10 protein-coding genes are annotated in these 14,516 nt (G+C 59.9%); 3 read left to right on the plus strand and 7 right to left on the minus strand.

Features of this window, described 5'->3' with window-relative positions:
- Nucleotides 1-188 precede the first annotated feature (188 nt).
- From ACB042_RS05485 to ACB042_RS05495, 3 genes are read left to right on the plus strand one after another with little or no spacing between them, the layout of a single operon-like run.
- Nucleotides 189-1,283 (plus strand): putative 2-aminoethylphosphonate ABC transporter ATP-binding protein, encoded by a 1,095-nt coding sequence (locus ACB042_RS05485; protein WP_371177986.1) that lies wholly within the window; start codon nucleotides 189-191, stop codon nucleotides 1,281-1,283.
- On the plus strand, nucleotides 1,280-3,016 hold the full coding sequence (locus tag ACB042_RS05490) for a putative 2-aminoethylphosphonate ABC transporter permease subunit (RefSeq protein WP_371177987.1): 1,737 nt from the start codon (nucleotides 1,280-1,282) through the stop codon (nucleotides 3,014-3,016). Before ACB042_RS05485 ends, ACB042_RS05490 begins: the two co-directional genes overlap by 4 nt.
- 18 nt (nucleotides 3,017-3,034) lie before the next feature.
- Nucleotides 3,035-4,441, plus strand: coding sequence for an FAD-dependent oxidoreductase (locus tag ACB042_RS05495; protein WP_371177988.1), 1,407 nt, complete (start codon nucleotides 3,035-3,037; stop codon nucleotides 4,439-4,441).
- A gap of 383 nt (nucleotides 4,442-4,824) precedes the next feature.
- Here ACB042_RS05495 and ACB042_RS05500 read toward each other — a convergent pair whose 3' ends face one another.
- From ACB042_RS05500 to sdhA, 7 genes are all read right to left on the minus strand, one after another.
- On the minus strand, nucleotides 4,825-5,502 hold the full coding sequence (locus ACB042_RS05500; protein WP_371177989.1) for a hypothetical protein: 678 nt from the start codon (nucleotides 5,500-5,502) through the stop codon (nucleotides 4,825-4,827).
- Nucleotides 5,503-5,656: 154 nt separating this feature from the next.
- The gene (sucD, locus tag ACB042_RS05505; RefSeq protein ID WP_005333542.1) at nucleotides 5,657-6,529 is read right to left on the minus strand and encodes a succinate--CoA ligase subunit alpha; all 873 of its coding nucleotides are present in this window, start codon (nucleotides 6,527-6,529) and stop codon (nucleotides 5,657-5,659) included.
- The gene (gene sucC, locus ACB042_RS05510) at nucleotides 6,529-7,695 is read right to left on the minus strand and encodes an ADP-forming succinate--CoA ligase subunit beta (RefSeq protein WP_005361097.1); all 1,167 of its coding nucleotides are present in this window, start codon (nucleotides 7,693-7,695) and stop codon (nucleotides 6,529-6,531) included. The genes sucD and sucC overlap by 1 nt, the downstream gene beginning before the upstream one ends.
- Before the next feature lie 171 nt (nucleotides 7,696-7,866).
- The gene (odhB, locus tag ACB042_RS05515; protein WP_267529738.1) at nucleotides 7,867-9,057 is read right to left on the minus strand and encodes a 2-oxoglutarate dehydrogenase complex dihydrolipoyllysine-residue succinyltransferase; all 1,191 of its coding nucleotides are present in this window, start codon (nucleotides 9,055-9,057) and stop codon (nucleotides 7,867-7,869) included.
- Between the two features lie 35 nt (nucleotides 9,058-9,092).
- Nucleotides 9,093-11,900 (minus strand): 2-oxoglutarate dehydrogenase E1 component, encoded by a 2,808-nt coding sequence (gene sucA, locus ACB042_RS05520; protein WP_371177990.1) that lies wholly within the window; start codon nucleotides 11,898-11,900, stop codon nucleotides 9,093-9,095.
- A 115-nt stretch (nucleotides 11,901-12,015) separates the two neighbouring features.
- Complete coding sequence (locus tag ACB042_RS05525; RefSeq protein WP_005333549.1) at nucleotides 12,016-12,732, minus strand: succinate dehydrogenase iron-sulfur subunit; 717 nt, start codon at nucleotides 12,730-12,732, stop codon at nucleotides 12,016-12,018.
- A 16-nt stretch (nucleotides 12,733-12,748) separates the two neighbouring features.
- A complete protein-coding gene (gene sdhA, locus ACB042_RS05530; RefSeq protein WP_040066317.1) occupies nucleotides 12,749-14,515 on the minus strand; it encodes a succinate dehydrogenase flavoprotein subunit in 1,767 nt (588 codons plus the stop codon).
- Nucleotide 14,516 lies beyond the last annotated feature (1 nt).

The following is a 14,516-nucleotide window of genomic DNA, read 5'->3' on the forward strand; positions in this document are numbered from 1 at the left end:
TTTTTGGTTTTAACTTCCCGAGTTTACATTGCCTTCAAGTAGCGATGCTTAGTCCATTCGCACAGTGCCCAGCCACTTGCTGGCGACCCGATGTCATTTGACTGTCATCAAGCTGTCATCCCCCGATCACCTGACCGTCACACTTCACCCACAAACTGGTATATACCAAATCAGTAGCGAGTCGAACCATGACCCAGCCCTATCTGGACATTCAACATCTCAACAAGCAGTTCGGTGCTTTTCAGGCCCTCAAGGGGATCTCTCTGACCATTGAGCCGGGGGAGTTTATCTGCTTTCTCGGCCCCTCCGGCTGCGGCAAAACTACCCTGCTCAGAGCCATCGCCGGGCTGGATCTGCCAGACAGCGGCGAGATCTGGCAAGGAGGGCGCAATATCTCCCGCCTGCCGCCCCAGGAGCGCGATTTTGGCATCGTGTTTCAGTCCTATGCTCTCTTCCCCAACCTGACGGTGGCCCAGAACATCGCCTTCGGCCTTGAGAATCAGGGGCTGGCGCGGGATCTCATCAAGGAGCGGGTCGATCACTGGCTGGGGCTGGTGGATCTCACTGCCCAGTCCCACAAATACCCGAGCCAGATCTCCGGCGGCCAGCAGCAGCGGGTGGCGCTGGCCCGGGCCTTGGCCCTCTCCCCCGGCCTGCTGCTGCTGGACGAGCCGCTCAGCGCGCTGGATGCGCTGGTGCGCACCCACCTTCGCAGCGAGATCCGCGCCCTGCAGCAGCGCCTTGGCATCACCACCATCATGGTGACCCACGATCAGGAAGAGGCGCTGACCATGGCCGATCGCATCGTGGTGATGGAGGGCGGCCGCATCGTGCAGGTGGGCACCCCGCAGGAGATCTACCACCAGCCTGCCAGCCGTTTCGTGGCAAGCTTTGTCGGTACCATGAACTTCCTCGAGACCCTGGTGCTGAGCCCCAATCAGGTGCGCCTCAACGAACAACCGCTGACACTTGCCAACCAGGCGGCGGCCGGCAGCAAATTGCAGGTGGCGATCCGCCCCGAGGCGATCACCTTGAGTGCACCGAGCGAGCCGTATCTTGGGCTGCATGGCGTTGAAGCAACCATCGATCAGGTGGAGTTTCTCGGCGCCGCCCAGCGTCTTATCTGCACCGCCGACACCTATCTGGGCCCGCAGCAGATCCTGGTGGAGCGCCCGACCCACGAGCTGCCCCGCCACGAACAGGGTGGCTGGCGCAGCGGCATGCGCTGCTCGCTGCACTGGCCCGCCGGGGCGATGCAACTGTTTGAAGGAGATCGCCCATGACAGCCCCCTTCGCGACCTCCTCCCTGCAGCCACCAGTGACAGCCCGCCAAGACTCTCGCTGGCAGCGGCTCTGTCGCGGCTGGAGCTGGGATCAGCTGCTGCAACTGATCCTGCTGGTGCTCGGCATCGCCCTGCTCACCGGCGGCTTGCTGCTACCGCTGCTCACCATGTTGCAAAAGAGCCTGCAGGATGAGAACGGCCTCTGGATAGGCCTTGCCAACTTCAGCGCCTATTTCGACTCCCCTCATCTGGGGCGTACCATCGGCAACACCCTCTGGCTCGGGGTGCTGATCACCGCGCTGGTGGTGACCATCGCCTTTGGCTACGCCTATGCCCTCACCCGCACCTGCATGCCGGGCAAGCCCCTGTTTCGCCTCATCGGCCTTATTCCGCTGTTGATGCCCTCCCTGCTGCCCGCCATCAGTCTGGTCTACTGGTTTGGCAATCAGGGGATCGCCAAGGGGCTGCTCGGCGGCGAGAGCATCTACGGCCCCATCGGCATCGTCATCGGTCTTGGCTTCTGGTGCTTCCCTCACGCCCTGATGATCCTTATCACGGCGCTCGGTCAGAGCGACGCCCGCCTCTATGAAGCCTCCCGGGTGCTGGGCAGCAGCGGCTGGCGCACCTTTGTCACTGTCACCCTGCCTACCGCCCGTTATGGCCTGCTCAGCGCCGCCATCGCCGTCTTCACCCTCACCATCTGCGACTTCGGGGTGGCCAAGGTGATTGGCGGCCAGTACAGCGTGCTGGCTACCGATATCTACCGGCAGGTGATCGGGATGCAGAACTTCTCGCTGGGCGCCGTTGCCAGCGTCACCCTGCTGCTGCCGGCACTCTTGAGCTTTGCCCTGGAGCACAGAGTGCGCAGCAAGATGCAGGAGCAGAGCAGCACCAAGGCGGTGCCCTATCAGCCCAAACCCCATCGGCTGCGGGATCTGCTGGCGCTCGGCTGGTGCACGCTCTGGGCCCTGCTGTTTCTGGCGCTGGTGGGGATGGCGGTTTACGGATCCTTGGTACAGTTCTGGCCCTACAACCTCGCTCTGACGCTGGATCACTACGCCTTTGACAGCAATAGCGTCTACGGCTGGCAGCCCTTTACCAATACCCTGCAGCTGGGCCTCTATACCGCGCTGATCGGCACCGTGCTGGTGATGGTGCTGGCCTGGGCACAGGAGAAGGGGCGCCACTTCGCGCCGCTGCGCCAATTGCTACATCTGCTTGCCATGCTGTCGCTGGCGGTACCCGGCATGGTGCTGGGGCTGGGTTACATCTTCTTTTTCAACGGCAATCCGCTCTTTGGCAGCCTCTATGGCACTCTGCCGCTGATGGTGCTCTCCTGCGTCATCCACTACTACACGGTGGGCCATATGACGGCGCTGACCAGCCTCAAGCAGCTGCCCAAGGAGCTGGAGCTGGTGGCCATCTCATTGCGCATTCCGCTCTGGAAGGCGTTCTTGCGGGTCACCCTGCCCGCCTCCCTGCCAGCGCTCTTGGAGATCTTTATCTATCTGTTCGTCAACGCCATGACCACCACCTCGGCGGTGATCTTCCTCTATTCGAGCGACAGCGTGCTCGCCTCCATCGCCGTGCTCAATATGGAGGATTCCGGCGATACCGCCGCGGCCGCCGCCATGGCCACCCTGATCCTGCTGGCCGCCGCCACCGTCAAGCTGCTCCAGCTCTTTTTGAGCCGCGCCCTGCTGGATCGCACCCAGCGCTGGCGCCACCAATAACCTTATCGAGGAGTCATCATGTCCACTCTCCCCTTCTGGCTGGCCGAGGCGCTCGCCGCCGAACAGCCCGTGCCCCCCATCCCCCTGGTCGGCAACCACGAGGCCGATGTCTGCATCGTCGGTGGCGGCTTTACCGGGCTGTGGAGCGCCATCGCCCTTAAACAGGCCGAGCCACACTTGCGCATCATGGTGCTGGAAAAAGATCGCTGCGGCAGCGGCGCCTCCGGGCGCAACGGCGGCTGTTTGCTCACCTGGTCGGCCAAATACCTGACCTTAAAGCGCCTCTTTGGCGAGCAGCAGGCCGCCTGGCTGGTACAAAGATCCGAGCAGGCGGTGCACGAGATTGCCCGCTTCTGCGAAACGTACAACATAGAGGCAGAGCTGAGGGTCGAGGGCACCTGCTACACCGCCACCAGCGAGGCGCAGCGCGGCCTGATGGAGCCGGTATTACGGGAGCTACAGCGAGCCGACCTTAACCAGTGGCAGGCGATTGCAGAGGGTGAACTGGCGAGCCAGAGCGGCTCCCACGTTCATCTGGAGGGGCTCTACAGCCCACACGCCGGTTCGGTGCAACCGGCACTGCTGGTGCGCGGCCTGCTGCGGGTGGCGCGGGAACTGGGGGTCGAGGTCTATGAACACTCCCCCATGCGGCGCCTTGAGGCGGGCCAGCCTGCGCGGGTGCAAACGCCGCAGGGTGAGGTGCGTGCCCGCAAGGTGGTGCTGGCCCTCAACAGCGCCATGGTGCAGCACTTTCGCGAGTTTCGCCGCAGCATAGTGCTGGTCTCCTCCGATATGGTGATAACCGACCCCGCGCCGGATGCACTGGCCACCCAGCAGCTTGAGCACGGCCGCAGCGTGGTGGATGGCCGCACCTTTGTCCATTATTACCGCTCGACCCCGCAAGGGCGGCTGATGCTGGGCAAGGGGGGCAACACCTTTGCCTTTGCCAACCGCCATCTGGCCGAGTTTGATGCGCCGAGCCGTTATCTTGCCCCCCTTACCCGCACCCTGCGCCGCTTCTTTCCGGCGCTCAAAGAGGTGCCCATCGCCGCCAGCTGGTGCGGCGCCTCCGACCGCTCGGTAGATGGCCTCCCCTTCTTCGGCCACTGGCGAGGGCAGCCCAATATCGTCTATGGCCTCGGCTACTCTGGCAACGGAGTGGCGCAAAGCTGGATGGGCGGCCAGATCCTGGCGGCCTTGGTGAGAGACGAGGTGCGGGAGGAGGACAAACCGTGGCGTGACTGCGCCCTGGTAAGCGGCCCGCGCGGCTACTTCCCGCCAGAGCCATTCCGCTGGCTGGGTGCAATGGCGGTGCGCAACGCTATCCGGCGCAAGGAGCGGGCGGAAGATGAGAACCGCCCGGTGGCCTGGTATGACAAACAGCTGGCCAAACTTGCCGATGCGGCGGGCAAGGCGGATAAATAGTTCGGCGATAGAGGGCAACCATTTCCCATACTGTTTCGCCCCACACCCTATTTCTTGAAACTGCCGACCCGAGGGTCGGCATTTTTACAGGTGAAATCTGAGGGGGCATTATCGCCACGCGTGATCCGCTGATGGGCCCCTGTGGCGGCAGGGTTGAGATAGCGTGATGTGTAGGTTGGAGCAGAGCGAAGCGAAGCCCAACAGGCGAGCATGATTACGTCAACCAGAGAGGGATAAACGAGGATGTGGCCGAGCAGTAAACAGATTGACAAGCATATTTCACGGTAAACGTTGGGCTTCACTTCGTTCAGCACCAACCTACCTTATTAGCCCAACATACGAAATGCTCACAAAAATGACTCCTGCCTGTATGGAGATAATTTTTACTTCTTCATATTTTTATACTCAACGACCATATATATTTCATTGCATATATTATCATTCGAAGACTTTAGATCCACACTAGTTGTGAACTTGGCGATAGCTCGACCTTCACTCCATTTTGACTCCAGACTTTCAAGGGTTTCCTCAATAAAGACCAAAACATCCTCATCGGCATCACCTTTCCTATACGTAGGAAAGAAACTTACAGCAAGTGTTATGTGTTCATTACCACCATTAAATGAGTTTTCACTATCTTTTGCTGCATTATTAAGAGTGCTTTTAATCCGATCTACAATAACATGCCTTTTCGCTCTTTGGGATGTACATAGCCAACGTAGTTTAGCCTCACATATAGCTACTAGTGTTGAAGAACATTTGTTTCTCTTACTATCAATTTGAAAATATAAATCTACTCGTCCATATTTTGGAAGGCTATCCTTTTTACTGCCTATGAGCTTTGTCGACTGATATTCCTCCAGAGTAATACCACCTTTAATCCAAATCCCTGCTGAGAGCGCACCAATACAGGCTCGTTCGTTATACCAATGTATTGAATCTCGTCCAGGATAACTATTCTCATATCTCTGCAAAGCTTCAATCCAGCCATTACAAATATCTTCAATATTTTTACGATGTTTACTTGGCATCGTATTTAATATTACTTTCCCTTGAATCATATTTTCATCTCAAGTTGGTTTAACAGACCCATAAGTATTAATAGTTAAACCGATTTCAGTTTTTCACACACAAATATAACTAACCAAACTATTTTACCATAAAAAAGCCGCCCATCGGGCGGCACTTTTATTAGAGATAACGGGCTAACAGGAATTACCAGCCGGTGACTTCGCGCAAGGCCTTGCCGATATCGGCCAGGGAGCGGACGGTTTTCACGCCAGCATCTTCCAGAGCGGCAAACTTCTCGGCGGCAGTACCCTTGCCACCGGAGATAATGGCGCCAGCGTGGCCCATCCGCTTGCCGGGAGGTGCGGTAACACCGGCGATATAGGAGACCACCGGCTTGGTGACGTGGGCCTTGATATAGGCGGCCGCGTCTTCCTCGGCGTTGCCGCCGATCTCGCCGATCATCACGATCGCTTCGGTCTGCGGGTCGTTCTGGAACATCTCCAGAATGTCGATAAAGTTGGAACCCGGGATGGGGTCGCCACCGATACCGACGCAGGTGGACTGGCCAAAGCCCTCGTCAGTGGTCTGCTTGACCGCTTCGTAGGTCAGGGTGCCGGAGCGGGAGACGATGCCCACCTTGCCCGGCTTGTGAATGTGGCCCGGCATGATGCCGATCTTGCACTCACCCGGAGTGATCACGCCCGGGCAGTTGGGACCGATCATCCGCACGCCGGTCTCTTGCAGCTTCACTTTGACGTCCAGCATATCCAGCGTCGGGATGCCTTCGGTGATGGTGACGATGAGCTTGATGCCCGCGTCGATCGCTTCCAGGATCGCGTCCTTGCAAAACGGAGCCGGAACATAGATGACGGAGGCAGTAGCGCCGGTCGCTTCGACCGCGTCACGGACGGTGTTGAACACCGGCAGGCCCAGATGGGTGGTGCCGCCCTTGCCCGGGGAGACGCCGCCCACCAGCTGGGTGCCGTAGGAGAGCGCCTGCTCGGAGTGGAAAGTACCCTGACCGCCGGTAAAGCCCTGGCAGATGACTCGGGTGTCCTTGTTGATCAGTACGCTCATCAGTTGGCCTCCGCTGCTTTGACGACTTGCTGCGCGGCATCGGTCAGACTCTTGGCCGCAATGATGTTGAGGCCGCTCTCGGCCAGCTTGATACCACCCAGCTCGGCGTTGTTGCCTTCCAGACGGACCACGACGGGCACCTTGACCCCCACTTCCTTGACCGCACCGATAATGCCTTCCGCGATCATGTCGCAGCGCACGATGCCGCCGAAGATATTGACCAGCACCGCTTTGACGTTGCTGTCGGAGAGGATGATCTTGAACGCCTCGGTTACGCGCTCCTTGGTGGCGCCACCGCCGACGTCAAGGAAGTTGGCCGGTTTGCCGCCGTGCAGGTTGACGATGTCCATGGTGCCCATGGCCAGACCCGCGCCGTTGACCATGCAGCCGATGTTGCCATCGAGGGCCACATAGTTGAGCTCCCACTGGGCGGCGTGCGCTTCGCGGGGGTCATCTTGTGACGGGTCGTGCATCTCGCGCAGCTTGGGCTGACGATACAGTGCGTTGGCGTCGATGTTGATCTTGCCATCCAGGCAGTGCAGGTTGCCCTGCGCGGTGATCACCAGCGGGTTGATCTCCAGCAGCGCGAAATCGCAATCCAGGAACATCTGGCCCAGACCCATGAAGATCTTGGTGAACTGTTTGATCTGATCGCCGACCAGACCCAGTTTGAAGGCCAGTTCGCGGGCCTGATAGGCCTGCGGACCCACCAGCGGATCGATAGCCGCCTTGTGGATCAGATGGGGGGTTTCGTGGGCGATCTTCTCGATATCCACGCCACCTTCGGTCGAGGCCATGAAGACCACGCGACGGGAGCCACGGTCAACCACGGCGCCCAGGTAGAGCTCTTTGGCGATGTCGGTGCAAGATTCCACCAGGATCTTGGTGACCGGCTGGCCGTTGGCATCGGTCTGGTAGGTCACCAGATTTTTGCCAAGCCAGTTTTGGGCAAAAGCACGGATCTCATCCTTGCTCTTGGCCACTTTCACGCCGCCCGCTTTACCGCGGCCACCGGCGTGTACCTGGCATTTAACGACCCAGGTATTGCCGCCAATCTTGTCGGCCGCTTCGGCCGCTTCTTGTGGGGTAGCACAGGCATAACCTTCGGAGACCGGCAGGCCATACTCGGCAAACAGCTGTTTTGCCTGATATTCATGCAGATTCATAGATGCTCTATCCGTGTTGTAGGTATTTCCGTCCGGGGCTGGTGTTTCTCAATCCCCTGTGAATGGGGGCCTGGGCGGCCCCTCGTTATCTTTCAATCGCTCGGGTATTACTCAAACGTCCAGCAGCACACTCAGCTCGGGGCGCAAACCCCTTGCCCGGGTGCCACAGGCTTAGACGTCCAGCAACAGACGGGTCGGGTCTTCCAGCAGCTCCTTGACGGAGACCAGGAAGCCTACCGATTCGCGTCCGTCGATGAGACGGTGATCGTAGGAGAGCGCCAGATACATCATCGGCAGGATCTCGACCTTGCCGTCAACGGCCATCGGGCGATCCTGGATCTTGTGCATGCCCAGAATGGCGCTCTGGGGCGGGTTGATGATCGGGGTAGACATCAGGGAGCCGAACACGCCACCGTTGGTGATGGTGAAGTTGCCGCCAGTCAGTTCATCCACGGTCAGCTTGCCGTCACGGCCCTTGCCCGCCAGATCCTTGATGGCCTTCTCAATGTCCGCCAGGCTCATGTTGTCACAGTCGCGCAGCACCGGCGTCACCAGACCACGGGGGGTGGAGACGGCGATGCTGACGTCGAAGTAGTTGTGGTAAACCACGTCATCGCCATCGAGCGCCGCGTTCACTTCCGGATAGCGTTTGAGGGACTCCACCACCGCCTTCACGTAGAAGGACATAAAGCCGAGCTTGATGCCGTGCTTCTTCTCGAAGATCTCGCCGTACTGCTTGCGCAGATCCATGATGGGCTTCATGTTGACCTCGTTGAAAGTGGTCAGCATGGCGGTGGTGTTTTTCGCTTCCAGCAGACGCTCGGCAATGCGCTTGCGCAGACGGGTCATCGGTACCCGCTTGTCGGTACGACCACCCAGCGGGGCAACCTTGACTGCCGGGGCTGCAGTTGCGACCGGTGCGGCTGCCGCAGGCTGGCTCTTGGCCTTGATGAAGGCTTCCACATCATCCTTGGTGATGCGACCACCCTTGCCGGTACCGGTCAGCTTGGTCACGTCGATGTCGTGCTCGCCAATCAGGCGGCGCACCGAGGGGCTCAAGCCATCGGCACCATCATCGGCAACCGCTTCAGCGGGTTTCTCTTTGGTCTCTTCACCGGCCACCGGGGCGGCGGTGAGGATGGCAATCAGTTGACGGGACAACACGGTCGCCCCTTCCCCTTGCAGAATATCCCCCAGCACACCGGCTTGCGGTGCCGGCACTTCCAGCACCACCTTGTCGGTCTCGATGTCGACCAGCACTTCGTCACGGGCGACCAGATCGCCCGGTTTTTTGTGCCAGGTGGCGATAGTGGCATCGGCCACTGATTCCGGCAGATCCGGTACCTTGATTTCGATAGTCATCCAATCAGTTCCTTTTTACTTCTATGCCAGAGGCTTTACAGGGTAAGGGCATCTTCCACCAAGGCTTTTTGCTGCTTGGCGTGGACAGACATGTAACCGACGGCCGGTGAGGCTGACGCGGGGCGACCGGCATAACGCAGGGTGGCTCCGGCTGGCAGCACGCCATCGTAGTGGTGACGGGTGCAGTACCAGGCGCCCTGGTTCTGCGGCTCTTCCTGACACCAGACAAAGTCGGTGACGTGGCTGTAATCGGCCAGAATGGCGCGCACTTCCTCTTCCGGGAAGGGGTAGAGCTGCTCAATTCGCACCAGTGCCACATCTTGCTGCTCGGCCTTGCGACGGGCATCGAGCAAGTCGTAGTAGACCTTGCCGGAGCAGAAAACCACCCGCTTGACCGCTTTCGGATCCAGCGCATCGATCTCGCCGATGGCGTTCTGGAAGGTACCTTCCGCCAGCTCTTCAAGCTTGCTCACCGCCAGCGGATGGCGCAGCAGGGATTTGGGCGTCATGACGATGAGCGGACGGCGCATCGGGCGCACAACCTGACGACGCAGCATATGGAACACCTGCGCCGGGGTAGAGGGCACGCACACCTGCATGTTGTGCTGGGCACACATCTGCAGATAACGCTCCAGACGGGCGGAGGAGTGCTCCGGCCCCTGCCCCTCGTAACCGTGCGGCAGCAGCATGGTCAGGCCGCACATCCGGCCCCACTTCTGCTCACCGGAGGAGAGGAACTGATCCACCACTACCTGGGCACAGTTGGCGAAATCGCCGAACTGGGCTTCCCAGATGGTGAGGCCAGCCGGCTCGGCGCTGGCGTAGCCATATTCAAAGGCCAGAACCGCGTTCTCGGTCAGCACAGAGTCATACACCTCGAACGGGCCCTGCTCGTCGTGCAGGTTGCACAGCGGGGTGTAGGTGCTGGCATCGGTCTGGCTGTGGAGTACGGCGTGGCGGTGGAAGAAGGTGCCACGGCCGGAGTCTTCACCGGTAAAGCGGATACGGGACCCCTTGTCCACCAGAGTGGCGTAGGCCAGAGTCTCGGCAAAGCCCCAATCCACCAACTTCTCGCCAGCGGCCATCAGACGGCGGTCTTCGTAAATCTTCTCGACCTGACGCTGCAGCACGTGGGTCGCCGGATACTGGCTCACCCGCTCGCCGAGGCTCTTGAGGTGATCCATCGGCACGGCACTCTCATAGGCCATGTTCCAGTCGTGACCCAGATAAGGGGTCCAGTCGACAGAGTGCAGCTCCATCGGCCGCCACTCCTTGCTCACCCGCTCGCCGCGATCCAGCGCTTCGCGATACTCGTTGACCAGTTCGGTCGCCCGCTCCTGGGCGAGGCTCCCCTCGGCCACCAGCTGATCGGCGTAGATCTTGCGCGGGGTCGGGTGCTGCTTGATCTTCTGGTACATCAAAGGCTGGGTGGCGCTCGGCTCATCCGCTTCGTTGTGACCGTGACGACGGTAGCAGACCAGCTCGATCACCACGTCGCGTTTGAAGGTATTGCGGTAATCCAGTGCAATCTGGGTCACCAGCACCACAGCCTCCGGATCATCCCCGTTGACGTGCAGCACCGGCGCCTGCACCGCCTTGGCGATGTCGGTGCAATATTCGGTGGAACGCAGGTCACGGATATAGGAGGTGGTGAAACCAACCTGGTTGTTGATGACGATGCGCACCGTCCCGCCGACGCCATAGGCACGGGTCTGGGACATGTTGAAGGTCTCGGCCACCACGCCCTGACCGGCCATGGCCGAGTCACCGTGAATGGTGATGGGCAACACGCTGGAGCCATCTTTGTCACCGCGACGATCCATACGAGCACGGACCGAGCCGATGACCACAGGGTTGACGATCTCGAGGTGAGAGGGGTTGAACGCCAGCGCAAGGTGGACGTTGCCACCCGGGGTGGCGAAGTCGGAGGAGAAGCCCATATGGTACTTCACATCACCGGTCCCCCAGGATTCACCATGCTTGCCGGCAAACTCGTCGAACAGATCCTGAGCGCGCTTGCCCAGCACGTTGATCAGCACGTTGAGGCGACCGCGGTGGGCCATACCGATAACGGCCTCTTTGCAGCCCTGCTCACCGGCGCGACGGATCAGCTCCTTGAGCATGGGGATCATGGCGTCGCCACCTTCCAGCGAGAAGCGCTTGGCTCCCGGGAACTTGGCACCCAGATATTTCTCCAGCCCTTCGGCGGCGGTCAGGCTCTCGAGGAAACGGGTCTTCTCTTCGAGGGTGTAACTCCCCTTCCCTTCAATGGATTCGAGACGCTGTTGCAGCCAGCGCTTCTCTTCCGTGGAGGTGAGGTGCATGTAGTCGGCGCCGATGGAGCCGCAATAGGTCTTCTTCAGCGAGGCGTAGAGGTCGGAGAGCACCATGGTCTCGCGACCGATGGCGTAGGAGCCCACATTGAAGGTGGCCTCCATATCTGCGCCCAGCAGGTTGTGGAACGCAGGATCCAGTTCGGCAACGGTTTCACGCTGCCACAGGCCCAGCGGGTCCAGATTGGCATTCTGGTGACCACGGAAACGGAAGGCGTTGATCAGCTGCAATACCCGCACCTGCTTGGCATCCACTTGCGGATCGGATACGGGGGCACTGTAGCGAGAGGGATCCTTGGCCAGACGACGGAAATAATCGCGGACCTGGGAGTGGGGTTGTTCAACCGCATGGCCATTGACCTGGGGCAGCTCGCTAAACAGGCTGCGCCACTCATCGGACACGGAGTCAGGATTTTCCAGGAAGGATTCGTACAAATCCTCGATATAGCTTGCATTCGCACCAGCCAGGTGAGATGACTCCAACCAGGCCTTCATCACGCCGTTATGCATTTCTATCCCTTGTACTTCTTGTTACTGCTGCGCAGCTTGTAGGGGTCAAATAGCCATCCTGCCACGGGTGGGATGGCTATCCAGAGGTCGGGCCAGCACGTGGCCGGCCCTGATACTAAACAGCCCGATTGAGCAACATCGACTTGATCTGGCCAATCGCCTTGGTCGGGTTCAAGCCTTTCGGACAGACGTTCACGCAGTTCATGATGCCATGGCAGCGGAACACGCTGAAGGCGTCGTCCAGATTCCCCAGTCGTTCGGTGGTCGCGGTGTCGCGGCTGTCAGCCAGCCAGCGGTAGGCGGCGAGCAGCCCGGCTGGACCGATGAACTTGTCGGGATTCCACCAGAAGGAGGGGCACGAAGTGGAGCAGCAGGCACAGAGAATGCACTCGTACAGGCCGTCAAGCTTAGCGCGCTCTTCGGGGGATTGCAGATGCTCACGCACCGGCGGCAACTTGTCATCATTGATGAGGAAGGGTTTGACCTTCTCCCACTGGGTGTAGAACTGGGTCATGTCGATCACCAGATCACGGATCACCGGCAGGCCGGGCAAGGGGCGGATAACGACGTTATTGCCCTTCTTCAGCAGGTCGGAGAGCGGGGTGATACAGGCAAGACCGTTCTTGCCATTCATGTTGAGACCGTCTGATCCACAGACCCCTTCGCGGCAAGAGCGGCGGAAGGCGAGCGTGGGATCCAGCTCTTTCAACTGGATCAGTGCGTCGAGCACCATCATGTCGGAACCTTCAGGAATATCAAGACGATATTCCTTCATATGGGGGACGTTATCAACATCCGGATTGTATCTGTAGACAGAGAATGTGACGTTCATAGGGCTGGCTCCGCAATCAGTAAGTCCGAACCTTGGGCGGGAACGCCTCACGGGTCTTGGGTGACATGTTGACAGCGCGACGGGTCATGGACTCGGTGTCCGGATGATAGAGGCTGTGGCACAGCCAGTTCTCATCGTCGCGATCCGGGAAGTCGAAGCGGCAGTGAGCACCGCGACTCTCGGTACGGAAGTTGGCGGCAACCGCCGTGGCAAACGCCGTCTCCATCAGGTTGTCCAGCTCCAGGCACTCGATGCGCTGGGTGTTGAACTCTTTGGAGGTGTCATCCAGACGGGCTGACTTGAGGCGTTCGCGGATAACTTTGAGCTCGGCCAGCCCCTCTGCCATCGCCGCACCTTCGCGGAATACGGAGAAGTTATTCTGCATGCAGCGCTGCAGGTCTTTGCGGATCTGCACCGGGTCTTCACCGTCACGGCAATTTTCCCAGCGGTTGAAGCGGGCCAGTGCGGCATCCAGATCCGACTCGGAAGCATCGCGGCCGTGATCCATCTCGCCCAGGGTGTTGACCAGATGCATGCCGGCAGCGCGGCCGAAGACCACCAGATCCAGCAGGGAGTTGCCACCCAGACGGTTGGCGCCGTGCACCGAGACGCAGGCAATCTCGCCCACCGCAAACAGGCCGACTACAGGCACATCGTTGCCGTTCTTGTCCTGGGTCAGGCACTGGCCATTCACGTTGGTCGGCACGCCGCCCATCATGTAGTGGCAGGTCGGGATGATCGGGATCGGCTCTTTGACCGGATCCACGTGGGCGAAGGTGCGAGAGAGCTCGCAGATGCCCGGCAGACGGGATTCCAGCACCTCTTTGCCGAGGTGATCCAGCTTGAGCTTGATGTGCGGACCCCAGGGACCGTCGCAACCACGTCCTTCGCGGATCTCGATCATGATGGAGCGGGCCACCACGTCGCGACCGGCCAAGTCCTTGGCGTTCGGGGCGTAACGCTCCATGAAGCGCTCGCCATCCTTATTGAGCAGATAGCCGCCTTCACCACGGCAGCCTTCGGTTACCAGCACCCCAGCCCCGGCGATGCCAGTCGGGTGGAACTGCCACATCTCCATGTCCTGCACGCCGACGCCGGCACGCAGCGCCATGCCGACACCGTCACCTGTGTTGATGTGGGCGTTGGTGGTGGACTGGTAGATACGACCGGCACCGCCAGTCGCCAGCACGGTGGCCTTGGCCTTGAAGTAGACCACTTCACCGCTCTCCATGTCGATGGCGGTACAACCCACCACATGGCCATCCTGGTTTTTCACCAGATCCAGCGCATACCACTCGGAGAAGACGGTGGTCTTGTTCTTGACGTTCTGTTGGTAAAGGGTGTGCAGCAGGGCGTGACCGGTACGGTCGGCCGCAGCCGCAGTACGGGCAGCCTGCTCGCCACCGAAATTCTTGGACTGACCACCAAACGGACGCTGATAGACAGACCCGTTGTCGAAACGGGAGAAGGGCAGCCCCATGTTCTCCAGCTCATAGATAGCCTCGGGGCCGGTTTTGCACATGTACTCGATGGCTTCCTGATCACCGATGTAATCGGAACCTTTTACCGTGTCATACATATGCCACTGCCAGTTGTCATCGTGGGCATTGCCCAGCGCAACCGTGATCCCGCCCTGGGCGGAAACAGTGTGAGAACGGGTTGGAAAAACCTTGGACAACAGAGCGCAGCTCTTGCCAGACTGGGCAATCTGCAGAGCGGCGCGCATACCGGCACCACCGGCACCAATCACCACCGCATCAAATTCACGAGTTGGAATAGTCACC

Source organism: Aeromonas sp. S13(2024) (genome assembly GCF_041402405.1).
In the GTDB taxonomy this organism is placed as follows: domain Bacteria; phylum Pseudomonadota; class Gammaproteobacteria; order Enterobacterales; family Aeromonadaceae; genus Aeromonas; species Aeromonas veronii.

What these genes read in the sequence shown, in the direction of transcription:
- ACB042_RS05485 (WP_371177986.1), top strand. Translation starts at nt 189, where the DNA reads ATGACCCAGCCCTATCTGGACATTCAACATCTCAACAAGCAGTTCGGT.
- ACB042_RS05490 (WP_371177987.1), top strand. Translation starts at nt 1,280, where the DNA reads ATGACAGCCCCCTTCGCGACCTCCTCCCTGCAGCCACCAGTGACAGCC.
- ACB042_RS05495 (WP_371177988.1), top strand. Translation starts at nt 3,035, where the DNA reads ATGTCCACTCTCCCCTTCTGGCTGGCCGAGGCGCTCGCCGCCGAACAG.
- ACB042_RS05500 (WP_371177989.1), bottom strand. Translation starts at nt 5,502, where the DNA reads ATGATTCAAGGGAAAGTAATATTAAATACGATGCCAAGTAAACATCGT.
- sucD (WP_005333542.1), bottom strand. Translation starts at nt 6,529, where the DNA reads ATGAGCGTACTGATCAACAAGGACACCCGAGTCATCTGCCAGGGCTTT.
- sucC (WP_005361097.1), bottom strand. Translation starts at nt 7,695, where the DNA reads ATGAATCTGCATGAATATCAGGCAAAACAGCTGTTTGCCGAGTATGGC.
- odhB (WP_267529738.1), bottom strand. Translation starts at nt 9,057, where the DNA reads ATGACTATCGAAATCAAGGTACCGGATCTGCCGGAATCAGTGGCCGAT.
- sucA (WP_371177990.1), bottom strand. Translation starts at nt 11,900, where the DNA reads ATGCATAACGGCGTGATGAAGGCCTGGTTGGAGTCATCTCACCTGGCT.
- ACB042_RS05525 (WP_005333549.1), bottom strand. Translation starts at nt 12,732, where the DNA reads ATGAACGTCACATTCTCTGTCTACAGATACAATCCGGATGTTGATAAC.